Source organism: Shinella sp. JR1-6 (assembly GCF_004284735.1).
Classification (GTDB): domain Bacteria; phylum Pseudomonadota; class Alphaproteobacteria; order Rhizobiales; family Rhizobiaceae; genus Shinella.
Genome location: NZ_SHMI01000001.1, coordinates 551678 through 573806, shown reverse-complemented (window position 1 = coordinate 573806; position 22129 = coordinate 551678). Strand labels below are relative to the sequence as shown.

Here is a 22129-nt window from a genome sequence, read left to right as displayed (position 1 = left end):
CCCACATTGGAAGTTTTCCATCGCTGGCGCGAAGGCCTCAACAGCCATTGCAATCATCGGCCCAACGCCCGGCATGGTCTGAAGCCGCCTTGCATTATCGCTCTGCCGTGACAACTCGATAAGCCGCTTCGTCTTTTCCTCGATCCGTGCGGTCTTCTCGTTGATCTGTGCTAGCAGATCACGGCATTCATCTCGCACAAGCTCAGGCAGGTCGATATCAACGTCCTCAACTATCACTGCGATGCGCTTGACGCGGCCAATCCCGAGCGGAACAGTCTGCCCATACTCGTAGAGAACAGCACGCAGAGCATTCATCAGCTCCGTTCGTTGATGGACAATACGCTCGCGTGCTCGAAACAGGATCGCCTGAGCTTGCTGGTCCGCGGTTTTGGGTGAGACGAAACGCATTTCGGGCTGACGAGCTGCAATAACGATAGCCTCGGCATCAGCAGCATCGTTTTTCTGCCGCTTCACGAACGGCCGCACATATTGCGGCGCGATCAACTTTACTTCATGGCCCAGTTTGACAAGTTCTCGCGACCAGTAATGCGCGCTGCCGCAGGCTTCCATAACGACAAGTGCAGGTGCTTGTGTCGCCATGAACCGGTAGAACTGCCCTCGCGCCAGTTTCTTGCGGAATTTCACGTGCCCTGTCATTGTCGCTCCGTGAAGCTGGAAAACACTTTTTGCCAAGTCCACGCCGATCATCATCTCTTTCATTTGCCATCCTCTCCGCTGGTGCTCTACGCCACATCATCCTGGCATAGTTCCCATGCTGTTAGGGGAGGACGGCAACCACCCCATCTCCTACCCACTAAACTGAGTGGGGGAGCATGTCCGGGCCTTTCGGGGGCTAATTCACAGGCCCCAAATATACCGATGCGTAAATCTCGCAATTCCACTGATAAGAAATGTTGTTGAACGAACAAACGTTCAGAAGGTGCGGCATTTGCAACTTCCTCCGTCACAACGAGCAGATTTAGCGTCAACTTCAGAATAGCTGCGTTGCAGCTGCTCGTTTCTTTGGATAAAAAACAGTCACAATGCATGCGGGGGACGTCATGGATATTCTCGTTCTAAAAGAACGAATTAAAAGAACTATCGAGCTTGGCGAAAGCCAGTTCAGGGAGTTCAAGAGCGCGTTTCAGGGAGAACCCGGCAACAAGCGCCCTAGAGAAACATCGACGGTGTCCAAAGACATCGCGGAAGGGCTGGTCGCTTTTGCAAACGCCGACGGCGGGGAGCTTCTGATTGGCGTTGAGGACAACGGAACAATAACCGGCATTCCGTTCAGTGAAAAACAGATCGCTGTATTGCTTCAGGCGCCAAGGACTGGCGTCCACAATGACACTCCTCTCCCAACCCCCATTTCGATCAAAATTGAGATAGATGGGTTGGATATACTGTATTTTATGGTCGAAAAAAGTACAACGACGATACACCAAACATCGGATGGAAGGTGCCTTCAAAGACGGGATCTCGAGTCAGCTCCAGTTTCTGTGCATCGCCTCCAATTCGAGCGGCAGGAACAACTGTCCCGCGAGTACGATCGAGCATTTATTGACGCCGCAGAAGTCAACTCTCTAGATTTCGATTTGGTTAAGGCTGTTTCTGAACATACTGGAAGAATGTCGCCGGAAAAGAGCCTCCAGTACCTCGGGCTGGCTGAATATGGAATTGGTCGAATGAGGTTGAGGCGCGCCGCGCTATTGCTGTTTTCGACGAACGTCCAAAACTGGCATCCGAGATGCCAAGTGCGCATCCTGCGCATTCGCGGTAGTGAACTAAAAACGGGGCGTGATTACAATGTAGTATACGACGAGACTATTACCGGTAATATCCTTCAACTTCTCACTTCCTCATGGGAACAGCTCAGGCCTCACCTCGTAGAGACAAAACTAAACGAGGATGCACTTTTCAAGCAACAGGTCATGTATCCGGAGGATGCCGTGCGTGAGGCTCTTATAAACGCGATTACGCATCGCGATTATAACGTCGAAGGAAAGGGGATTGAAATCAGCATCTACGATGATCGGATGACTGTGCTCTCACCTGGTAATCTCTTATCGACAATAAGCCTCGCCGATTTACGAAAGCAGAAAGGTGTTCACGAGTCGCGCAATGCCTATATCGCGCGTGTACTTAAGGAAATTGGTTATGTAAGAGAAATGGGCGAGGGTATGCGCCGTATCTTTCGGTTAATGAATGATGCGGACCTGGTTGCACCAGAGGTTGCTTCAGGAGAAGGTCAATTTTCGGTAACCCTCTTCCATAAGTCTGTATTCTCTCCCGCCGATCAAGCTTGGCTATCCGGCTATCGTGCGCTGAAACTGACGAGAGAGGAGATGCTTATCGCGATGCTTGGCCGTGAAGGACAACTAATCTCTCCTGCCCAAATATATAATCTGCTAAGTCTCCATGATTGGGACATTTATCGGACGGTAATTGAGCAACTCTCGGTTAAAGGCGTGATATTCAATACGCTCACGGAGGCCGAAAAGAGGAAGCGTGCGGGACGGCGCAAGGGCACAAGCAATAGAGAAATTGCCCGGCTTGCGGTGCGAGGCACAGATGTGCTGGAGCTATCTCTCAGCGAACTCTACACTGCTCTTTCAAAGATGCCGTACTCCTCGCATATTGACCTCGGATTTTCAAAAGGAGTTATCGCTTTACTTCCGATTAGTAACATCTACCGAGCGAACCCTATACGCCTCATCAAACTGTTGAAAATGCTCGATCTCATAGATAGCGCCAATCAGCCCACCGCGCGCCTAGTGGAATTGATGCAAAAGGGGCCTAGCTCGGGCGTTATTAGGGAAGATTTGAGTGGCGCTGCTCCAACCATCCCTCCTCCGAACCTTAAAGCCCCTACCTCCCCCCGCGGGAACCGCACGAAAGAACCTGATGCAATTTACGTCGGCAACCTTCCATTCGAGGTATCTGAAGGAGAGCTGTTTGAAGTGTTCAGAAGATTCGGCCCCGTATTAAGCATATCCGTGCCGAGGGATTATGTGAGTGGAAATTCTAGAGGGTTTGCTTTTGTGAAATTAAAAGATCGCGAAATCGCTGGAAGCGCCATGCGAGAGCTACAGGGGCATAGTTTCAAAGGTAGGTCATTAAAGCTCAATTGGGCGCGATAATACAAACTGGTTCAGAGGATGTTCAGTTGAGTGCTTGCGGAAGGCTGAATAATGACGACAGCACGAGTTTACATATATTAGTTAGGCGTTAAAACAGTGACCTTGCCGCCAGTTTTCCAGTTTTCAGTTCGCTCCAGCGTTTTTGGGTTGCTTTATTCGGGGCGGTAGCGGCGGGTTGCGGTGCGGAGCAATTCCGGCTGCGCAGCACCGCATCATGTCGCGGGTTGATTGTCTTAGCGAACTGGGCAGGCGCCCTCCAACCGTGGCCCAAGTGTGGTCGATGGGCGAAACGCGCTTGCTCTGCTCGACAAAGCCGTCGAAAGCTGTAGGCACGCCATCAACGCGGCCTACTCGGCGACCAAAATATCGGCAATCGTGCCGGGAAAGGTGCCTTGCGGTGTCTCGCGCGATAGGTCCTGACAGCGCTGTTCCAGCCAGGCTTTCAACGCCTGCAGACCACGAAAGTCCTGCATCTGTTGCCACAAACGTGGTCGGGCATCCTGAACGTTCTTCTCGACCTGCCCCTTCTCCCAACCCGCGGCTTCAACGCCATCCAGACCGAAAACCTCAGAAAATGCGTGTTTTATGATATTGTAATCAGCAGCGCCGATACGGCAGCCGGCAGAGTGTCGATACAATCGAAAAAGCGCTGTAGGCCAGACTTGATCAGTCGCCAGCAGTGCTCGTGAATGATTACGATGGCTAAGAACGCACGAATGCTTTCACCGACTCTCGCTTTCGTGGGCGAATGAACGGCAGGGCAATGAGTCCGCGGAATGAAGCCGCTTAAATATCGAATTAGAGATACTCTCAAGTTTATAATTGACCGGAAATAAAAGGTTTGATAACTTGAGGCATGCTCGAATTAAGAGAAATCGCCAATATTCTGTCAGGAGTTTCGGTTCGCGAGACCAAAGGGGGAACCGCGCGGTTTATGCGGCTCGCCGATCTGTCTGATATCAAAGCCGGCAGATCCGCACCCCTAGTCTTGGGTGATCCTCCGGCTGTGGCGCGAGCGCTAACCATTGAAGAAGGTGACCTGATCGTCGGAGCGCGTGGCGTGACGACGGACGTCTGCGTCGCTGCAGGGTCTTTGCTCGGCGCTTTTATTTCGTTGGACCTCTATCTCGTCCGCCCCAATCAAGCCTTTGTAAATCCGCAGTACCTTGCTGCCTTTCTCGATCTACCCACCACACAGGCCACTTTGTCCGGCGGCAAGCAGGGCACCGGCCTGGCTCGCCTCGCAAAGGAAGCGCTGGAGAAGATTGAGATTCCGCTGCCTCCACTGGAACAGCAGCAGCTGATCGCTGGACTTGCGCAGTCGTTTGAACTGGAGGCGCGACTGCTAAAACAGCTTGCCGAGCTCAATGCAATTTTAGGACGTGAAGCTGTCACCCGCGCAATTCGAGCAGCGGATACAGGACACAATTATTAAGGAGTGCCCAATGACTGCCCTTCGGCAAGACGACATTCTCGCAGCGGTATGGCGTGCCTGCGATACCTTTCGCGGGGCAATCGATGCATCCGGTTACAAAGACTACATTCTTACCGCTTTGTTCCTGAAGTACATCAGCGACGTGCGCCGCAAGCATGTCGAAGAGTTTCGCCGTGAGTATGGTGGTGACGAGCTCCGGATTCAGCGTCGCCTTGATCGTGAACGCTTTAAGCTGCCTACCGTGGAGCTGAAGAACACGAAGACGAACGAAGTCGAGGAGAGTTTCCTTGGCGACTTCTATAGCCTTTACGAGCGCCGCACGCGGGACAATATCGGCGAACTGATCAACATCGTGCTCGATGCAATTGAAAAGGCGAACGAAGGCAAACTCGGCGGGCTGTTCCGCGCCATTGACTTCAATTCTGAGACGAACCTTGGCCAGACGAAGGATCGTAATCGGCGGCTGAAAACGCTCCTGGAGGACTTCGCAAAGCCCGGCCTCGATCTTTCAGATACCTCGGAAGACATTCTGGGCGATGCTTATATCTTCCTGATTGAGCGCTTCGCCTCAGATGCTGGTAAGAAGGCAGGCGAGTTCTTCACGCCTCGCAAGGTTTCCGAGGTGGTCGCAAAGCTCGCGAACCCCAAATCCGGCGAACGCATCTGCGATCCTGCCTGTGGTTCTGGCTCTCTGCTGCTGCGCGCCGGCGAGGAAGTTACCGACGGCAATTTTCAGCTCTTCGGTCAGGAATCGAACGGGCAAACGCGATCCTTGGCCCGGCTGAACATGCTGCTGCACAAGCAGGATGGCGCGCGGATTGACTGGTGTGACACTCTCAATTCGCCAACTTTAATCGAGAGCGACCACCTCATGCGGTTTGACGCGGTAGTTGCCAATCCGCCCTTCAGCCTCGACAAGTGGTGGGGCAACAATGATTCCGAAGGCAAGCCGCTGCCCGATCCGTATAAGCGGTTCACGCCGCACATGCCCCCCAAGAGCCGAGGCGACTACGCCTTCGTTCTCCACATGCTTGCCATCACACGTCCGGACGTCGGCCGTATGGCCGTGGTCGCACCGCATGGCGTTCTGTTCCGCTCGGGCACGGAAGGGAAAATCCGCGAAAAGCTGATTCGCGACAACAGCCTTGATGCGGTTATCGGACTTCCAGGTCAACTCTTTCCGACAACGGGCATTCCCGTCTGCATCATGGTTTTCGACCGATCGCGAGAGGCGAACGGTTTGCGGGCGCATGAGCGCGACGTTCTTTTCATAGATGCCAGCCGTGACTTCGAGCCAGGCAAAAAACAAAATCGCCTGCGCGACGAGGATGTATCCAAGATCATAGATACATACCGCGGTCGCACGGAGCGCGAGCGCTACTCCCACAAGGCGACGTTTGAGGAAATCGAGGAAAACGGCTTTAACCTCAACATTCCGCGCTATGTCGATACGTTTGAGCCTGAGTCTGAAGTCGACCTCCAGGCCGTTCAGAACGAAATCCGTGCTCTCGAACACCAGCTCGCCCAGACGCGTGAGAAAATGAACTTCTACCTCAAGGAGCTTGGCATTGATGTCTGAAGCTCCTTCCCGTTCAGCTGCTCGCCGGGGCCGCACGCTTAAGCTCTATCTGGTCGATGGCACGCCATCGGGCGTGATCACTGCGGAACTTGGCGTTTCGTCGGTGCGGGCGGCCGTGGCCTCTCGCACGGCATTACCCGAACTTATCCGCAGAGAGGAAGCGACCCGCACAGGCGTCTATTTGCTCGTTGGGCCGGACCCGGATTTGCCGGGCCGTCAACTTGTCTATGTCGGCGAAGGCGATCAGGTGCGCACGCGCCTTGCCTATCACGATGCCGACGAAGGAAAGGAGTTTTTTACCCGCGCGGTGCTGATCGTCTCGAAAGACGAGAATCTCACCAAAGCGCATGGCCGCTATTTGGAAAGCCGGATGATCGCCGCCATCCGCAACGCGGGAAGAGCAAAACTCGTCAACGGCACGGAGCCACCGTTTCGCGGGCTGCCCGAACCGGAAATTGCGGATATGGAGCGGGTTCTTGACGAGATTGAAATCCTGCTGCCGGTTCTGGGGTTCGACGTCTTGCGCCCAGCGGGGCACGAAGCCGGCGAGAGCGCGCCCACGAACGAGGTCCCGAGGGAAGCTATATCGACGGCTACCTTTGACAACAACACTCTGGCATTGGGAGCCAAGGCTGCCGCACCTCCTGTGTTTATCGCCGTGATTAAGAAGGCGAAAGCAAGAGCTACGGAGCGCGCTGGGGAGTTTGTCGTACTTGAGGGATCTACGGCATACCGAGAGTTTCAGGACTCACAGTCTTTTCCGTTGCGGAGCATGCGCCAAGAGCTTTTGGAGCGCGGTGCCTTAGTTGCAGATGGGGATTCCGATCTTTTGCGTTTCACCCAGGACGTCAGTTTTAGCAGCCCTTCGGCGGCTTCTTCTTTGGTAGGCGGTTATTCTGATAGTGGCCCGAGAACTTGGAAGCTAGAGCGGACAGGCCAGAGCTATGGTGATTGGAGAAAGCGACGCATTGAGCAAGGGGGCGCGGCATGAGCGAGGCCCTCGAAGAACTCAAAGCAGAAAACCCCAGCGCTTACCCGCCTAGCATTCAGGCAGGAATACCCAAGCTTGGCGACACGCCAAAAGGCTGGACCCGCTATCGCCTTGGCAATCTGCTGCATAAAGTCGAGCGGCCCGCAAAGCTGGTCGGCACTCAAACCTATCAGCTTGTAACGGCCAAGCGGAACCGGGGCGGCATTGTCGCACGCGAAGTTTTGCGCGGAAATCAGATCAAGACCAAAACGCAGTTCTATGTTGAGGCGGGGGATTTCTTAATCTCAAATCGGCAAATTTCGCACGGTGCGTGTGGAGTTGTTCCCGCGAGCCTGCATCGGGCAGTCGTATCGAACGAATACACAGCGTTTCAAACAGCTGCTGCCCTTGATCCAGAATTTCTAAATGCCTTGTCTCATTCCATTTACTTTCAACAGACTTGCTTCCATTCGAGCATCGGTGTGCACGTCGAGAAGCTAGTTTTCCGCTTGGAAGACTGGATGGGTTGGGAATTTGACATTCCGCCACTTGAGGAACAGAGACGAATTGTAGCGTTGCTCAGAGCTTGGGATGAGACCATCGAACAGACCGAGCGCCTCATCGCCGCAAAGCGGCGGCGCAAAATGGCGTTGTTTCAGAAGCTGTTCAGCAACCTTCCGAAGCGCCCGTTATTGGAGGCCGCAGATGTCTGGTTTAGCGGCGTAGACAAGAAATCTCGTGCCGACGAGACACCTATCTTGCTTTGCAACTATATGGACGTCTTCCACAATTCGCGGATCACTTCGCAAATTGATTTCATGAGGGCGACGGCTTCAAAAAGTCAGATCGCAGACAACAGTCTGCGTAAACATGATGTAGTTTTCACGAAGGATTCGGAAACGTCGGAGGAGATCGCTGAACCCGCTGTTGTCGACGAGGATATCCCAAACCTGGTTTGTGGCTATCATCTTGCCATTGCTCGGCCGTGGGATGGTGTGGGACACGGCCCTTTTATCGCTCAAGCAATGCGCCATCAGGCAATCCGGTGGCAATTTAGCCGGCTGGCCAATGGAGTTGTGCGCTTCGGTTTAACACTCGAGGCGATTGAGCAGGCGGAACTTTTCCTACCCTCGTTGCCGGTTCAAGAACGAATTGCGGCGGTCTTGGATGCAGAAGACCTCATGATCGAAGGTTTATTGAAGCAAGCAAAAATCCTCCGCGTGCAGCAACGCGGTTTGATGCAGAAGGTTTTGACTGGCGAACGTCAACTCGATGAGCGGTTCGATGACTTCGCTCCCTCAATTCTAGCATCTGCAGTGAGGCACGCGTGACCAAAACACACACGGTTTCTATCCGCCTTCTGCGGGACAGCAAACAGCCGGCTGATGGTGTGCGCGCCGGTGTCGATCTTTCGGCGTGGGACAAGCTTGAGGGCGCGCAAATCGCACTCGACACCATTGGCGGCGGCGCGCCGAAATGGGCGAAGTTTCTTGACCTAACCGACGCGGAAAAGACCAAGCTCAACAACTCCACCGCTTACGGACTCGTCTTTGTTCAGGCATCAGGTCGCTGGTTTGCCGTTTCCTTTGGGCTTGCGCATGTGAAGCTCGCTCCAGATGCCTTTGAGCAGGACTTCGGTTTACGGGTGGTCTTGAACACGGTCGATCCCGACAAGCTGCGCAGCGCAGACATTCGCACCCCCGATGAAAACACCACTTCCCGCCGAACTCAAACGGCCCGCCGATCTGACCAGACCGCCTTCAGCATCGATATTGAACGCGACATCGTGCGCGGGCTTGCTGGAGAGCCGAAGGATGCAACCTTCGCCACGCGCGTAGCCGGTAGCGACGGCCTGACGCTGACCAAAGAAATGGACGTTGCCGACTTGCCGCAGGTGTGCGCCGATGCCTACGCAGCCTTCGGCAAGAGTGACTACAAGACCAATTTCGCCTGGATCGACCAGATCAAACATGTCCGCGATAAGGCAACCATCGACCAGCTCGACACCGCGTTGGTAGATGCTTTGGACACTTGCCTAACGGCTGCGATTCCGGACGCGCTGCATCTTGCATATCCCGTGATCTACGATCCTGAAAGGGCGCGGCATATCCGCTACAAGGGCTTCAGCAGCACGAACGTTCACACCGACCTCGAAATCGGGGGCTATGTTGCGGACCTCAAGGAAAAAGCGGTTGCCGCTTATCTTCCCGAGCATCTGTCTGGACATAAAGTCCATGAATGCAACGATCTTGGTAAAGATGACGGGCAAAGCTGGCGCATCAAGGAATGCCTCGTTTTCGAAACCGACTTGAACGGCGAGAAGTACGTTCTTTCGGCGGACCGCTGGTATCGGATCGACACCAACCTAGCGACTGAAGTAGCGAATTTCTTTGCAGCCGTAACAACACACGTCATGCCAGCGGCTTTGGCTGATGAGAACGAGGAAAAATACAACAATCGCGTCGCGACGGGCGCGCATAACATGCTTTGCCTCGACCGAAAGCTTGTAAAGCCTACAGGCGCGTCACATGCGATTGAAGCGTGCGATTTCCTCAGCGATGGCGGCGCGATGATCCATGTGAAGGATCAGACCTCGTCCTCGCGTCTCAGTCATCTGTTCAATCAGGGCACTGTGTCTGCCCGTGTCATGAAAATGGACGGCGCATTTCGCGACTTGCTGCGGGCGCAGATCGCCGTGCAAGAGGCCACGCTTGGACTGACAGGGTATCAGGCCCTAGTTGCCGACTCCGTTGGTCCGTATAGCGAAGCAGCACACCTCATCGTCTATGCGGTGTTATGCAGCGGAACAGGTACCGGCGTAAACCGATTGCCATTCTTCAGCCTTGTGACGTTCCGGCAAGCGGCAAACGAGTTGCGCGCGCTGGGGTACAAATGCGCCTTTGCCTGGATCGCTAAGCCCGCACCTACGACCACAAAGGCAGCGCGGAAGCCGAAGGCCGCAGCCGGGGCTGCGCCATGAACAAGTCCCCCGAGTTTACCACATCCGAGGCAGGTGGCGCCCAACTTCAGGCACTCAACACGCTGATCAATTGTGGCTGGCGCTATGTGACCAAGGCGGAGGCCGATCAATGGCGCGACGGCCGGCGAACACTGCCGTTTCTGGAAACTCAGACGCGAGCCGATCTTGCGCGGATCAATCGCATACAGCTTGACGGTCGGGCACACCTGTTCTCGGAAGCCAACATCGATGCAGCCATTCGTCGTCTGACCGACCGGGTTCCCGAAGGAGTCGTCCGCGCCAATGAGCGCATGACGGATGACTTGTTTCTCGGCGTTGCGCTGCCGCAAGCCATTGGTGCGACATCCCGAGAATGGCCGTTCAAGTTCATCGACTGGTCTGACTGGCGCGCGAACACATTTCAGGTCGCCGCCGAATATACGGTCAACGAAGCGGGGGGGCCGACGATCCGCGTTGACCTCGTATTATTTGTCAACGGCATCCCGCTTGGAGTGATCGAGGTTAAGGCCTCTCACGTCTCATCGGATCAGGGTGTCGGTCAGCAAATCCGCAACCAGAAGGCTGGCGAAGGCGTACCCGCGCTCTTCTACTCGGCGCAATTGCTGCTTTCGGCCAACAGTCACGATCCGCGCTACGGCACAGTCGGCACGCCGCGCAAACTTTGGAGCGTGTGGAAAGAGCGGGAGGACCCTGCCGACTTCGCTGTGCAAGTCGTGAATCGCCCACTCGACACGGTCGAGGGGAAGCGGGTGGCGCTGGATTTTGCCCCGTACATGAAACGTCATGACGGGCTGATGGAAGATCGTCGCTTCGTTACCCCGCTTGATGAAACGCTTGTTGGACTATTCCGCCCCGAGCGGTTCATGCGCCTTGTCCGGCGCTACATGCTGTTCGATGGCCCCCACAAGAAGGTTGCCCGATATCAGCAGGTCGCCACCATCGAGACACTGCTGAAACGTATTGAAGAGCGGGATGGGAACGGCAAGCGCCGTGGCGGTGTGGTCTGGCATACACAAGGCTCCGGTAAGAGCTTGACGATGGTGATGCTCGCCAAGGCCATCGTGATGACCAATCCATTGGCTCGGATCGTAATCGTTACCGACAGAACCGATCTGGACGATCAAATTTCAAAGACGTTCCGGGCAACCGGGCAGGAACCTAAACGCGCTGCAACTGGCGAGAACCTTCTCGCGCTGATCGAGGACAAGACACCGGTTGTCACGACCCTGATCCACAAATTTAGGGCAGGCCTCAACAAGCGACGAGTTGTTGACCAGTCCTCTGACATCTTCGTCCTGGTGGATGAGAGCCACCGCAGCCAGTATGGCAATCTGGATAGCCTCCACGCTCGGATGCGCGAGGTTCTGCCCAACGCATGCTTCATCGCCTTCACCGGAACTCCCATCGCTAAAAAGGAGAGGAGCACCTTTGCCAAGTTCGGCGAACTGGTTCAGCCGTCGTACTCAATGCGGGACGCTGTCACCGACAAGGCGGTGGTGCCACTCCTCTACGAAGGGCGAGAGGTGGTCACCGACGTTGATGAAGGCCAAATCGACCGCTGGTTTGAAGTTCACACACGCGGTTTATCCGACGAGCAGCGCACCGACTTGAAACGGAAGATGAGCCGGGCGCGGGAAATCGAAGGGATCGAGTCCCGGCTCCAATCAATCGCCTTTGATGTCGGGCAGCATTTCGCCGCCAACTTCAAGGGTACCGGGCTGAAAGGGCAGCTCGCAGCCTCATCGAAGCGCGCTGCCATTCAGCTCAAGAAGCTATTTGACATGTTCGGCGTGGTTAGCACTGAAGTCGTCATCTCTGCCCCCGAAATGCGCGAAAGCGAAGACGAGGTTGATGAGTCTGACGACGATCTCGTTCGTACCTTCTGGCGCAGAATGATGGAGCGGTATGGCGGCGAGGAAGCCTACAACAAGACCATTGTCGAGCAATTCCAGGGTCCGTCCGATCCCGACATCATCATCGTTGTCGACAAGCTGCTGACGGGTTTCGACGCACCCCGAAACACAGTGCTCTATGTTGCTCGCAAGCTGAAGGAACATGGCCTTCTGCAAGCAATAGCTCGTGTGAATCGCGTCTATGACGAAGAGGGTGCCCCTGAAAAGCCCTTCGGCTTCGTCATCGATTATACCGGGGTCCTAAAGAACCTTGGCGAAGCGCTGGCAAGCTATGATGCGCTACAAGGCTTCAGCGCCGAGGATATCGCCCAAAGCATCGTAGCGATACGTGACGAGGCGAACAAAGTGCCGGGGGCGCATGCGGCGCTCCTCGATATTTTCAGGTCAGTATCCAACACGTATGATGCCGAAGCCTATGCCCGTCTGTTGGCGGACGAAGAGACGCGCGAGGAATTCTATCGGCGCCTGTCGGAGTTCTCACGGACTTTCACGGTGGCGCTCGCATCCCCGGCATTCGTTGAAAACACAAAGCCAGAGCTTTTGAAACGATGGAAGGACGATCTCGGCCGCTTCACGTCGCTGCGCGCGTCCGTAAGCCTTCGTTATGCGGACAGGGTGGATTGGCGGGACTACGAAAAGCGCGTTCGTCAACTGCTCGACAGGCACGTGATCGCGCGCGATGTCGTAACGCTGGTGGAACCGCTCAACATTTTTGACGATATCGCCATTGAGGCCCGTAGGACGGAGCAGACGGAAACAGACGCCTCGATTGCCGACACAATTGCGCATCAACTGACGCGATCTATCGAAGAGAAATGGGATGAAGACCCTGTTTTCTTCGAAAAGTTTTCCAAGCTTGTCAGCGACACCATCGCCGACTTTCATAAGGGTCGGATCAACGAACTGACGTACCTCAACAAGGTCAAGCAGCTTCGGGAGAAGGTCCAGCACCGGCAGGATGAAACCGATCCGACGCCTGCCCGTCTCCGTGATGACAGCCACGCGCAAGCTTTCTGGGGGCTGGCAAAGCGCAACCTGGAGAAGGTTGGATTTGGCGACGTGGAAATCGCCGCTGACATTGCTCTGGAAGTGAGCAAGATCGTTCAAAGCCGCCGCAAGATCGGTTGGCAAAATGACCGTGACGTTGAAAATCTGATACGCAACGACATCGATGACTTTTTCTTCGAAGAGCTAAGAGGTCGGCGCGGTCTACTAATCGACCCTGCGATTCTCGATGCCGTGATAGATGACGTCCTCGCGTCGGCACGCGTGAGATTGGCTCAATGAGATCATCGGGCAACGAGCAGATTGAGATTGGCTGGGGTGAACGGCGCACCTTAGCACATTTGAGGCGCACTGAGAGACGAGTACTCCGGATAGAGGTTCAGCCCTCGGGGGCGGTAGTTGTCTTTGCTCCGTCCGGTGAACCAGTTGATGCGATACTTGACCGATTGAAACGAAAGGGCGCGTGGATATTTCGCGAACTGGATCGCATTTCGGCTAGGCCGGTCACCACGCCAGAGAGGCGGTTGATTTCCGGCGAAACACATCTGCTTCTTGGCAGGCAATACAGGCTATCGATTGAAAAATCCGATGACGCGTGTGTCTGTATCGAAGGATCAAGATTGAATATCTTGGCGCGGCGAGTGGACGATCCTGCACATTGTCGTCGTTTGCTCACGGCGTTTTATGCGCTTACCGCCCGTAGAGTGTTTCGCGAAAGGCTTGAGGCTGTTATTCCGCCATTCACGAGAAGAGGGCTAGACACGCCAATATTGGTGGTCCGCAAGATGGCCAAGCGATGGGGCAGCTACACGCCGAAGGGGCGCATTGTTCTCAACGTCGATCTAGTGAGAGCAAGCCCTATGTTGATCGATTACGTCATTTGTCACGAACTAGGTCACGCCTTCTATGCCAATCATGGAAAAGAATGGCACGACTTGTTTGACACCATCATGCCAGATTGGCAAAACCGGAAGGCACGATTGGAGGAATTTTTGAGGTGACGATGCGCCTAGACACGGAGAAGGCTGTCGATGTTTCGCAGTTAGCGCCATAAGTTAGGACAATAGCACAAGTATAGCGCAGCATAAGAGCACAGTTTGTAAAATCGTGCACTTACAACTCGATTCTCCCAATTCCGATGACGCTGATTTGCCGTGCTAAAATTTTCTGCACTGAGCTAATTTCCTCTCGACCGTAGAGGAGCGCAAGGTAGCGCAGTTCTAGTCCAGTTTCGACCGCGCATCATATAAAACAATAGCTTAGAACCATGGATAACCAATTCCGATCACGCGGACTTGCCGTGCTAAAATTTTCTGCACTGAGCTAATTTCCCTGCGACCGCAGAGGAGCGCAAGGTAGCGCAGTTCTAGTCCAGTTTTGAGCACGCATCATATAAAACAACAGCTTAGAACCATGGATAACCAATTCCGATTCCAAAGGTCACAGGTTCGAATCCTGTCGGGTGCGCCAAATTCCGCCGATTGCCATCTACAATACGCTATGGTCGCCAAACATCCGCCTTTGCGTATGGCACTGAGGTCACCTAGGCAGAAAAGCGCTCAAACGGCGGTATTCGGCGGCAAAAAGCTCGTATCGTCTGCGGTCGATCGCGATCCCGATAGAAACGTGTCGTAATTAGATTTGCATGGCCGCAATGCGCCTCCAGTTCGGCCATCGGCTCATTCGTCAAGCCTACCCAAAGCAGCTATTCGATTTGGGTTGGAAAGAATGGCGATCCTAGGGTGCGGAGCAGTCGGAAAGCTTTCCAGGCCGCCTCTACTCGGGCCTTCTTGATGTTCTCAGGCGCAATACTTAGAGTTGCTGTTTGCTGGCGCACAACAAGAACTCACTGCGGTCGCCTGCTCCGCCAACCATCGATCGCGCGGTTTGCAGCTCGACGGCCGGGCGGCGAGCACCACCTCGAACCGACCTCCGACCAGACGCGGGGAGGATGCACAATAGAGGGCCATCGGCCGGCTCCCGTCGCTGACCTCGAAGGTGAGTTTGGCGGCCGGGTCGAGACGCACATGATCCGAAACCTTGCGAATAATCGCGGAGAACCTGCCCGCCGGCATGTGGCTCTTGCCGTCCTCGTCGATATCCCAGAGTTGGACGAAGATCTCTGACCAGGCTTCCGGATTGGCGCCGCAGTCGAGTGCCGAGAAGGCGCCCGCCTTGACCTCGGTGACGTGATAGCCCGCCTTCACCGGCTGCCCTTCGTAGAGAAACACCAGCGGCGCCTCTGGCGCGGCCGCCAGCTCATCAAGAAGCTGGCCAAGCGTAATGTCGGACGAAACGGCCTTGTCGATCGCGTTCATGTGCGCTACTCCTATCATTCAATAATTCAAGGATTATTGAAATATGGATGAGCGTCAAGCCCTCACGTCATTCGCGGCCCTGTCGCAGGAAACCCGTCTCGCCGTTGTCCGAACGCTGGTCGTCGCTGGCGCGGACGGACTTGCCGCCGGCCTGATCGCCGAGCGCATGGGCGTGTCGCCGTCGAATGTGTCCTTCCATCTGAAGGAACTGGAACGGTCGGGCCTTGTCACGCAGCAGCGCCAATCCCGCTCGATCGTCTATAGCGCCAGCTACGATGCGCTGGCCGATCTCGTGAAATTCCTGATGGAGGACTGCTGTGCCGGTCATCCCATCATCCGCGAGGGTGTCGAGCGGTCCGATGGCTGCTGCAAGACGGGCGCTGCCCTGAACGAGGACGACGCCGTTGCGTAACGCGAATGTTCCTGTCGGCTTCGTCGCCGCGCTCGGCCTGACCCAGATCATCGGCTACGGCACCCTCTATTACAGCTTCAGCATTCTGGCGCCCGGCATGGCCGCGGATCTCGGCATCACGGTCCCGCAGGTCTTTGCCGTCTTCTCGGCCTCGCTGTTCGTTGGCGGCCTGTCAGCACCGTATATCGGCCGGCAGATGGATCGCATTGGCGCGGCATCGGTAATGGCGATCGGCTCGGCGTTGTCCGCACTGACCTTGATCCTGTGCGCCTGGTCGCCATCTGTGGCGATCTTTGCACTGGCCATCGTCCTGTTGGAGATATCGTCCGGCATGGTCCAGTACCAGGCGGCCTTCGCGGCACTGGTGGAAGCCGATCCCCGGTCTGCATCGCGGAGCATCACCTATCTCACGCTGATTGCGGGATTTGCCTCCACGATTTTTTGGCCGATTGCCACGGCACTGCTCGGCTATCTGTCCTGGCGGGAAATCTACCTTGTCTATGCCGGGCTGAATCTCCTCGTTTGCATGCCGTTCCACGTCTGGATCATGCGGAAGGGAAAGGTGGCCGCGACCGGCGGGCAAAGACCCATACGCGAACCTGTCATCGGGGCCATTCCTCGCGAGCGCCGCCGCGGCGCTGTCCTTGCCGTCTCGTCAGCATTCGCGCTGCTCGGCTTCACGCTTGGAGCCATGCTCGCCCATATGGTCCCGATGCTCGGTGCGCTTGGATTCGGAAGCGCCGCCGTCGTCATCGGCTCGCTGTTCGGCCCGGCGCAGGTTCTCAGCCGCCTGATCAACATGATCTTCGGCACACGCCTCGCGCCGCCGGGCCTTGCGGTTCTCTCCGCAGCCTTCATAGTGCTGAGCGTTGTCATTCTGGCGCTATCCGGCAACTGGCTCCCCGGTGCGGTTGCCTTCTCGATTTGCCTCGGCCTCGGATCGGGTATCAACAGCATCGCCCAGGGCAGCCTGCCGCTCTACCTGTTCGGCTCGGACGGATACGGTGCGCTCACCGGCAAGATGGCCGCCTCACGACTGGCCGCCGGCGCGGCTGCGCCGTTTGCCTTCGCGGCGACGATGGAGCAGTTCGGCATAGGCGCGTCGCTCGTCTTGAGCGCCGCGCTCGGCTCGATCGGCGTTGCAGCGTTTGTCGCGGTAGCGATGGCGACGAAGCGGAGCCTCGTCGCCTCGCCGAGCCCGTCAAATTGACCGCAACCAACGGGTATCGTCGATGCCTGGGCGCTTCACGGCTTTTGTCGAGCAATCCTCCTCTTGTCGACCTCAGATGCTTGTTTCCGAGTCAGTCCGATATCATCAAGTTGGTGTTCGTCGAGCATCGACAGTGGTTGGGATCGTTGCGAGGTACCCATGCTTTGGACTGACTCGATAGGAAGTTCGTCTGCGTCCCGCCGCAGAACCGCCATCGCCACGCCGATGATCAGCGCGGCTCCCAACCATTGCAGGGTGGTGAGACGCTCGCCCAGGAAGAGGAACGACCCGATGACCCCGAACACTGGAATGAGGTTGAAGAAGCTACCAGCAACGCTCGCCCGCATAGACCGGAGCGCGTACAGATAGAGCCAATAGGCAAGCGCATAGTAGAGCAGCCCCGAGAGAATGATCGTCGCGATGTCCTGAACCGGTACGGTGGCTGCGCTCGATAGATCGACCCGGGACAGTTCAAGCGGCCAGATCGCGAGCATCCAGCCGAGAGCCACGGTTTGCTGGATGGCGACCGTGAAGAGCGGATCGGCGATGATATTGCGCGCCAGGACCGTGTAGATCGCACAGCACAGAACGCCCGCGAGAATCAGAGCTGCCCCCAGCTTCACGGTTGAAGACGGCTCGCCACTCCAGACGCCGCTGACCAGCAAAATCCCGCTTGTCGCGAGAGCCACGAGGCCGACGAGTTGGCGATCAATTCGCTCTTTGAGAAACATCCAGGCAAGGCCGAGGATGAGAATGGGCTCGAAGGCCCAGAGCAAGGCCGTGACACTCGCGCTGGTCTGGGAGAGGCCGAACATGCTGAATGTGTAGGCCCATCCGGGATTGAGAACGCCGAGCAAGCCGATAGGCAACAACAAGCGGACGGCTGGAATATCCGGCTTGGTGAAAGCAACCGCCAGCCAAAGTGCGATGACGCTCGGCACGAGCTGAAAAACAAGAATTGTGACAGGTGGAAACGACGAGAGGAGTGTCTTGCTGAGGATCGTACCAAGAGCCCAGCACAAACACGCCCCTACAATCGCCACGCGAGGCGAAAGCGAGGACATGACTATCTCCAAAGAAGGTTCAGACGACGGTTGCGGGACGCCGAGAGCTAGGCGTCGTCGTCACACCGATCGTACGAAGGCAGTCTTTGGGGACGTTTGCTCATATTACCTTGGATATCCGTTGTTCTGGCATACCAGCGGGTCGAATTTGGTCGACCCGGATTCCTCTTATATCACGCTGCCCTGTGAGCGAACACCACACGGCGATGGCTGCGTTGACGTTTCCCTTATCCCGGAAAGCGCACCATCACTGTCGTTGGCGACCAGACGGCTGGAGGCCATGCTAAATCGACCTCAACGATACACGCTTCTCAAGCTCGGCCGCCTGTTCCTTCCGCTCGCTGTAACGGTCGGTGAGATAGGCGGACGCGTCGCGCGTGAGGATAGTGAACTTCACAAGCTCCTCGCAGACGTCCGCTACCCGGTCGTAGTAGGACGAGGGCTTCATCCGACCATCGGCGTCGAATTCCTGATAGGCCTTGGCGACAGAGGACTGGTTGGGGATGGTGATCATCCGCATCCAGCGACCGAGGATGCGCATCTGGTTCACGGCATTGAAGGACTGGCTACCGCCCGAGACCTCCATGACGGCGAGCGTCTTGCCCTGTGTCGGCCGAACCGACCCGACCGAGAGTGGAATCCAGTCGATCTGGGACTTCATGATGCCGGTCATCGCGCCATGGCGTTCCGGGCTCACCCAGACCTGCCCCTCCGACCATTGCGAAAGCTCGCGCAGCTCTTGCACCTTTGGGTGACTCACCGGCGCCTCATCGGGAAGCGGCAGCCCCTTCGGGTCGAAAATACGGACTTCGCATCCGAGCCGTTCGAGCAGCCGGCGGGCCTCAAATGCGAGAAGGCGACTATACGAGACTTCGCGAAGCGAGCCATAGAGGATCAGGATGCGCGGCTTATGCGTCGAGAATGCGGGGCGCAGAGAATCGAGATCGGTCGAATACAGGTGATCGCTCTGCAAAGCGGGGAATGTGTCAGACAATACGCTTTCCTTCCTGATCGAGAACCTGTTCGCCATCCTCCTTGAAGAACGGCCCCTTGAAGGTGTCGGGCAGGATGTCAAGCACGGCCTCGGACGGCCGAGCCAGCCTCGTGCCGAACGGGGTCACGACGAAGGGGCGGTTGATCAGGATCGGCGTCGCGATCATTGCGTCGAGCAACTGGTCGTCGGTCAGGTCCGGGTTGTCGAGGCCAAGCTCTGCATAGGGCGTGCCCTTCTCGCGGATGGCTTCGCGAACCGTCAGGCCGGCATCTGCAATCATCGTCGCAAGCTGCTCGCGCGCCGGCGGCTCCTGGAGATATTCGACAACGGTCGGTTCGATCCCGGCCGCGCGGATCAGCTCCAGCGTGTTGCGGGATGTTCCGCAGGACGGGTTGTGGTAGACAATGGCATCCATGGTCAGTGCCTTTCGGTGACGGTGGTTCGGGGAACGGCGGGGGCAGCCTCGTACCAATCCTTCGAGCGGTTCACGATCCACACGACCGACAACATCACCGGAACCTCGATCAGCACGCCGACGACGGTGGCGAGTGCTGCGCCGGACTGGAAGCCGAACAGGCTGATGGCGGCCGCGACCGCGAGCTCGAAGAAGTTGCTGGCCCCGATCAGAGCCGACGGACCGGCAACGCAATGCTGTTCGCCGGTTATCCGGTTCAAGAGATAGGCGAGGCCGGAGTTGAAATAGACCTGAATCAGGATCGGGATGGCGAGCAAGCCGATGACGGCGGGCTGGGCGATGATCTGTTCGCCTTGGAAGGCGAAGAGCAGGACGAGCGTTGCCAGAAGCGCCACCAGCGAGATGGGTTGCAGCTTCGCGAGCATTCCATCCAGCGCCCGCGTTGTTCCGTCAGCCGTAAGCCGGCGGCGGATGACCTGCGCGATGATGACGGGCACGACGATGTAGAGGGCAACCGACAGGACAAGCGTGTCCCACGGCACGGTAATGGCGGAAAGGCCGAGCAGTAGGCCGACGATCGGCGCGAAGGCGACGACCATGATCGCGTCATTCAGCGCGACCTGCGACAAGGTGAACAGCGGTTCGCCGCGTGTCAGGTTGCTCCAGACGAAGACCATGGCCGTGCAGGGTGCAGCGGCTAGGATGATCAGGCCGGCGATGTAGGAGTCGATCTGATCGGTGGGCAGATAGGGGCGGAACAGCCAGCCGATGAACAGCCAGCCGAGCAGCGCCATCGAGAACGGCTTGATCGCCCAGTTGATGAACAGGGTCACGCCGATGCCGCGCCAGTAAGTGCCGACCTGCGCCAGCGACCGGAAATCGATCTTCAGCAGCATCGGGATGATCATCAGCCAGATCAGAATCGCGACGGGGATGTTCACCTTGGCGATCTCGGCCGCGCCGACGATCTGGAAAAGAGCGGGCACGAGATGACCAAGTGCCACGCCGACGATGATGCAGAGAAAGACCCAGATCGTGAGATAGCGTTCGAATGTGGACATCAGGCGGACTTTCCTTCGATGCTGGTCGTGCCCTCCATCGCACCGATCTGGCGAAGCCTGGTCTCCAGCGCCATGCGATCGATCGAGGCGAGCGGAAGATTGATGAACGCCATGATCCTGTCCTTGAGGAAGCGGGCGGCCTGGGCGAAGGCACGCTGGATCTCGACGTCCGATCCGACTGCTGCGGCCGGATCCTCGACGCCCCAATGGGCGGTCATCGGATGGCCGATCCAGACCGGGCAAGCTTCGCCGGCGGCGCTGTCGCAGACGGTGAAGATGAAATCCATCTGCGGCGCGCCGGGTTCTGCGAACACGTCCCAGCTCTTCGACGAGAAACCCGTCGATGGATAGCCCAACGCTTCCAGCTCCTTCAGAGCATGCGGATTAACGTCGCCCTTCGGCTGACTGCCGGCGGAGAAGGCTTTGAACCGTCCGCCACCCTCGTTGTTGAGGATGGATTCGGCGAGAATAGAACGAGCGGAATTGCCCGTGCAGAGGAACAGCACGTTGTAGGTCTTGTCGGTCATGGTCGTGGTCCATGGGTTAGGTCGGCGGCCTGGTGAGCCTCATGATGGTCGCCGATGATGGGCAAATGGAGGAAAGCTGGCGGGTCGCCAGTACCGCAGCAGGGACGCTGTCCCGCCGGACTTCAGAAAATCCGAGGCGCGCGAAGAACAGCGCCGCGCTCGTCGTTGCGAGGAAGACGCCGCTGCCAGGGTCGAGACTGGCCACCGTCGCCTCGACGACGGCTTTCCCTAGGCCGGTTCCGCACCGATCCGGATGCACGACGACCGAACGGAGGAGGTAATCACCATCGCAGCGCTCAACGCCGGAGAAGCCAACGATCCGGCCATCCGCTGACAGCGCCTTAAAGAAGGTGCGGCCGCCATCCTCAATGTCGTCGGGGGCAGACGGGCGTCCGTCAACGCCATCTTGAGGTCAGCATCGCTGCCTGTGATCTGCTCCAGCCTGATGGTGCTCATGACACCTTCGCCTCCGTGCCGCAGCACGGCGTCAGCTCGGCGATCAGCGGGGCGCAAAGCTCCGTCGATCCACCGCAGCAGTCCTTCAGGAGGAACAACGTCAGTTCACGCAAGCCGTTGAGATCGGCGCGGTAAATGATCGACCGGCTCTGCCGCTCGCTCGTGACCAGGCCTGCCCGCGACAGTGTCGCAAGATGCGCAGACATGGTGTTCTGCGGCACATCGATGAGGCGGGCCAGCTCGCCGGCCGGAATGCCGTCAGGCTCGTGTCGCACCAGAAGCCGGAAAGTCTCCAGTCGCGTGGTCTGGGCCAAGGCGCCGAGCACCGCTATAGCTGAGTTATTATCCATACATCCAGAATAGCGGATATTATTGGACTGTCAATTGAAGGCGGCGATTAAGGCCCCGTAGGCGATAGCAAGGAAAGCTAATAATACACCGCCCAATGAATGTCAGAGCGGAGGGGTGGCCGTTTCTTACGATTTCACCGCACGACCAGACTGTCGAAACCGGCCCCAACTCGGACCTCGTTTATGGCGTGCTCGCCTGGAACTTACATCCTTCCAGGCTGCGGTGCTCCCTTGTGGCGTAAGGCTGATTTAGTGGCACGAGGAGTTGGTGTGAACGGGCTTAAAGGAGGGCTATAGCGT

The 22129-nt window shown here is 57.0% G+C and carries 20 protein-coding genes and 2 pseudogenes; 10 read left to right on the top strand and 12 right to left on the bottom strand.

Features of this window, described 5'->3' with window-relative positions; genetic code table 11:
• A partial coding sequence (locus EXZ48_RS02680) for an IS110 family transposase (protein WP_130514208.1) occupies window positions 1-720 on the bottom strand: 720 nt, incomplete at its 3' end.
• Window positions 721-1061: 341 nt separating this feature from the next.
• Between EXZ48_RS02680 and EXZ48_RS02675 the strand changes: the two genes are divergently transcribed.
• Window positions 1062-3140 (top strand): ATP-binding protein, encoded by a 2079-nt coding sequence (locus EXZ48_RS02675; protein WP_165909260.1) that lies wholly within the window; start codon window positions 1062-1064, stop codon window positions 3138-3140.
• Window positions 3141-3228: 88 nt separating this feature from the next.
• On the opposite strand, the pseudogene EXZ48_RS02670 reads toward EXZ48_RS02675, so the two are convergent.
• Window positions 3229-3420: pseudogene (locus EXZ48_RS02670) on the bottom strand (hypothetical protein); the annotation flags it as partial.
• Window positions 3421-3422: 2 nt separating this feature from the next.
• A pseudogene (locus tag EXZ48_RS02665) lies at window positions 3423-3682 on the bottom strand (IS21 family transposase); the annotation flags it as partial.
• A gap of 314 nt (window positions 3683-3996) precedes the next feature.
• On the opposite strand from EXZ48_RS02665, the gene EXZ48_RS02660 reads away from it, so the two are divergent.
• Genes EXZ48_RS02660 through EXZ48_RS02630 form a run of 7 tightly spaced genes read left to right on the top strand, consistent with a single transcriptional unit; the run spans window position 3997 to window position 14023 of the window.
• The gene (locus EXZ48_RS02660; RefSeq protein WP_130514206.1) at window positions 3997-4575 is read left to right on the top strand and encodes a restriction endonuclease subunit S; all 579 of its coding nucleotides are present in this window, start codon (window positions 3997-3999) and stop codon (window positions 4573-4575) included.
• Window positions 4576-4585: 10 nt separating this feature from the next.
• Window positions 4586-6154: a type I restriction-modification system subunit M gene (locus EXZ48_RS02655; protein ID WP_130514205.1), complete on the top strand. Its 1569-nt coding sequence runs from the start codon at window positions 4586-4588 to the stop codon at window positions 6152-6154.
• Complete coding sequence (locus EXZ48_RS02650) at window positions 6147-7145, top strand: GIY-YIG nuclease family protein (RefSeq protein WP_130514204.1); 999 nt, start codon at window positions 6147-6149, stop codon at window positions 7143-7145. The genes EXZ48_RS02655 and EXZ48_RS02650 overlap by 8 nt, the downstream gene beginning before the upstream one ends.
• On the top strand, window positions 7142-8455 hold the full coding sequence (locus tag EXZ48_RS02645; protein WP_130514203.1) for a restriction endonuclease subunit S: 1314 nt from the start codon (window positions 7142-7144) through the stop codon (window positions 8453-8455). Before EXZ48_RS02650 ends, EXZ48_RS02645 begins: the two co-directional genes overlap by 4 nt.
• A complete protein-coding gene (locus EXZ48_RS02640; protein ID WP_165909259.1) occupies window positions 8452-10104 on the top strand; it encodes a DUF6119 family protein in 1653 nt (550 codons plus the stop codon). The genes EXZ48_RS02645 and EXZ48_RS02640 overlap by 4 nt, the downstream gene beginning before the upstream one ends.
• Entirely contained in the window at window positions 10101-13304 is a 3204-nt protein-coding gene (locus tag EXZ48_RS02635) for a type I restriction endonuclease subunit R (protein ID WP_130514201.1), read from the top strand. Before EXZ48_RS02640 ends, EXZ48_RS02635 begins: the two co-directional genes overlap by 4 nt.
• A complete protein-coding gene (locus tag EXZ48_RS02630) occupies window positions 13301-14023 on the top strand; it encodes a M48 family metallopeptidase (protein ID WP_130514200.1) in 723 nt (240 codons plus the stop codon). Before EXZ48_RS02635 ends, EXZ48_RS02630 begins: the two co-directional genes overlap by 4 nt.
• A 798-nt stretch (window positions 14024-14821) precedes the next feature.
• Here EXZ48_RS02630 and EXZ48_RS02625 read toward each other — a convergent pair.
• Window positions 14822-15340 (bottom strand): DUF6428 family protein, encoded by a 519-nt coding sequence (locus EXZ48_RS02625; RefSeq protein WP_130514199.1) that lies wholly within the window; start codon window positions 15338-15340, stop codon window positions 14822-14824.
• Window positions 15341-15383: 43 nt separating this feature from the next.
• Here EXZ48_RS02625 and EXZ48_RS02620 point away from each other — a divergent pair, with 43 nt between their 5' ends.
• Complete coding sequence (locus EXZ48_RS02620) at window positions 15384-15752, top strand: helix-turn-helix transcriptional regulator (RefSeq protein ID WP_050744114.1); 369 nt, start codon at window positions 15384-15386, stop codon at window positions 15750-15752.
• Window positions 15745-16962 carry an arsenite efflux MFS transporter ArsK gene (gene arsK, locus EXZ48_RS02615; protein ID WP_130514198.1) on the top strand — a complete coding sequence of 406 codons (1218 nt, stop codon included), beginning with the start codon at window positions 15745-15747 and terminating at the stop codon, window positions 16960-16962. The genes EXZ48_RS02620 and arsK overlap by 8 nt, the downstream gene beginning before the upstream one ends.
• A 35-nt stretch (window positions 16963-16997) precedes the next feature.
• On the opposite strand, the gene EXZ48_RS02610 is transcribed toward arsK, so the two are convergent.
• The 8 genes from EXZ48_RS02610 to EXZ48_RS02580 all read right to left on the bottom strand — a co-directional run bounded on the left by EXZ48_RS02610 (window position 16998) and on the right by EXZ48_RS02580 (window position 21829).
• On the bottom strand, window positions 16998-18026 hold the full coding sequence (locus EXZ48_RS02610; protein ID WP_130514197.1) for an EamA family transporter: 1029 nt from the start codon (window positions 18024-18026) through the stop codon (window positions 16998-17000).
• 283 nt (window positions 18027-18309) lie between these two features.
• Window positions 18310-19056, bottom strand: a complete 747-nt coding sequence (gene arsH / locus EXZ48_RS02605; protein ID WP_165909258.1) for an arsenical resistance protein ArsH — start codon at window positions 19054-19056, stop codon at window positions 18310-18312.
• Window positions 19013-19435, bottom strand: a complete 423-nt coding sequence (gene arsC, locus EXZ48_RS02600; protein WP_130514196.1) for an arsenate reductase (glutaredoxin) — start codon at window positions 19433-19435, stop codon at window positions 19013-19015. The genes arsH and arsC overlap by 44 nt, the downstream gene beginning before the upstream one ends.
• A 2-nt stretch (window positions 19436-19437) precedes the next feature.
• Complete coding sequence (gene arsB / locus EXZ48_RS02595; protein WP_130514195.1) at window positions 19438-20496, bottom strand: ACR3 family arsenite efflux transporter; 1059 nt, start codon at window positions 20494-20496, stop codon at window positions 19438-19440.
• Window positions 20496-21023 (bottom strand): arsenate reductase ArsC, encoded by a 528-nt coding sequence (locus EXZ48_RS02590; RefSeq protein WP_130514194.1) that lies wholly within the window; start codon window positions 21021-21023, stop codon window positions 20496-20498. Before EXZ48_RS02590 ends, arsB begins: the two co-directional genes overlap by 1 nt.
• Window positions 21024-21039: 16 nt before the next feature.
• Entirely contained in the window at window positions 21040-21342 is a 303-nt protein-coding gene (locus EXZ48_RS02585; protein ID WP_245461901.1) for a GNAT family N-acetyltransferase, read from the bottom strand.
• The gene (locus EXZ48_RS35390; RefSeq protein WP_245461895.1) at window positions 21252-21479 is read right to left on the bottom strand and encodes a hypothetical protein; all 228 of its coding nucleotides are present in this window, start codon (window positions 21477-21479) and stop codon (window positions 21252-21254) included. The genes EXZ48_RS02585 and EXZ48_RS35390 overlap by 91 nt, the downstream gene beginning before the upstream one ends.
• Complete coding sequence (locus tag EXZ48_RS02580; protein WP_050744105.1) at window positions 21476-21829, bottom strand: helix-turn-helix transcriptional regulator; 354 nt, start codon at window positions 21827-21829, stop codon at window positions 21476-21478. Before EXZ48_RS02580 ends, EXZ48_RS35390 begins: the two co-directional genes overlap by 4 nt.
• Between the last annotated feature and the right edge of the window lie 300 nt (window positions 21830-22129).

Coding starts and splice junctions, on each gene's coding strand:
- EXZ48_RS02650 (WP_130514204.1), top strand. CDS start 6,147: ATGTCTGAAGCTCCTTCCCGTTCAGCTGCTCGCCGGGGCCGCACGCTT.
- arsC (WP_130514196.1), bottom strand. CDS start 19,435: ATGGATGCCATTGTCTACCACAACCCGTCCTGCGGAACATCCCGCAAC.
- EXZ48_RS02660 (WP_130514206.1), top strand. CDS start 3,997: ATGCTCGAATTAAGAGAAATCGCCAATATTCTGTCAGGAGTTTCGGTT.
- EXZ48_RS02620 (WP_050744114.1), top strand. CDS start 15,384: ATGGATGAGCGTCAAGCCCTCACGTCATTCGCGGCCCTGTCGCAGGAA.
- EXZ48_RS02580 (WP_050744105.1), bottom strand. CDS start 21,829: ATGGATAATAACTCAGCTATAGCGGTGCTCGGCGCCTTGGCCCAGACC.
- EXZ48_RS02635 (WP_130514201.1), top strand. CDS start 10,101: ATGAACAAGTCCCCCGAGTTTACCACATCCGAGGCAGGTGGCGCCCAA.
- EXZ48_RS35390 (WP_245461895.1), bottom strand. CDS start 21,479: ATGAGCACCATCAGGCTGGAGCAGATCACAGGCAGCGATGCTGACCTC.
- EXZ48_RS02675 (WP_165909260.1), top strand. CDS start 1,062: ATGGATATTCTCGTTCTAAAAGAACGAATTAAAAGAACTATCGAGCTT.
- EXZ48_RS02625 (WP_130514199.1), bottom strand. CDS start 15,340: ATGAACGCGATCGACAAGGCCGTTTCGTCCGACATTACGCTTGGCCAG.
- arsB (WP_130514195.1), bottom strand. CDS start 20,496: ATGTCCACATTCGAACGCTATCTCACGATCTGGGTCTTTCTCTGCATC.
- EXZ48_RS02590 (WP_130514194.1), bottom strand. CDS start 21,023: ATGACCGACAAGACCTACAACGTGCTGTTCCTCTGCACGGGCAATTCC.
- EXZ48_RS02610 (WP_130514197.1), bottom strand. CDS start 18,026: ATGTCCTCGCTTTCGCCTCGCGTGGCGATTGTAGGGGCGTGTTTGTGC.
- EXZ48_RS02645 (WP_130514203.1), top strand. CDS start 7,142: ATGAGCGAGGCCCTCGAAGAACTCAAAGCAGAAAACCCCAGCGCTTAC.
- arsH (WP_165909258.1), bottom strand. CDS start 19,056: ATGGCGAACAGGTTCTCGATCAGGAAGGAAAGCGTATTGTCTGACACA.
- EXZ48_RS02630 (WP_130514200.1), top strand. CDS start 13,301: ATGAGATCATCGGGCAACGAGCAGATTGAGATTGGCTGGGGTGAACGG.
- EXZ48_RS02655 (WP_130514205.1), top strand. CDS start 4,586: ATGACTGCCCTTCGGCAAGACGACATTCTCGCAGCGGTATGGCGTGCC.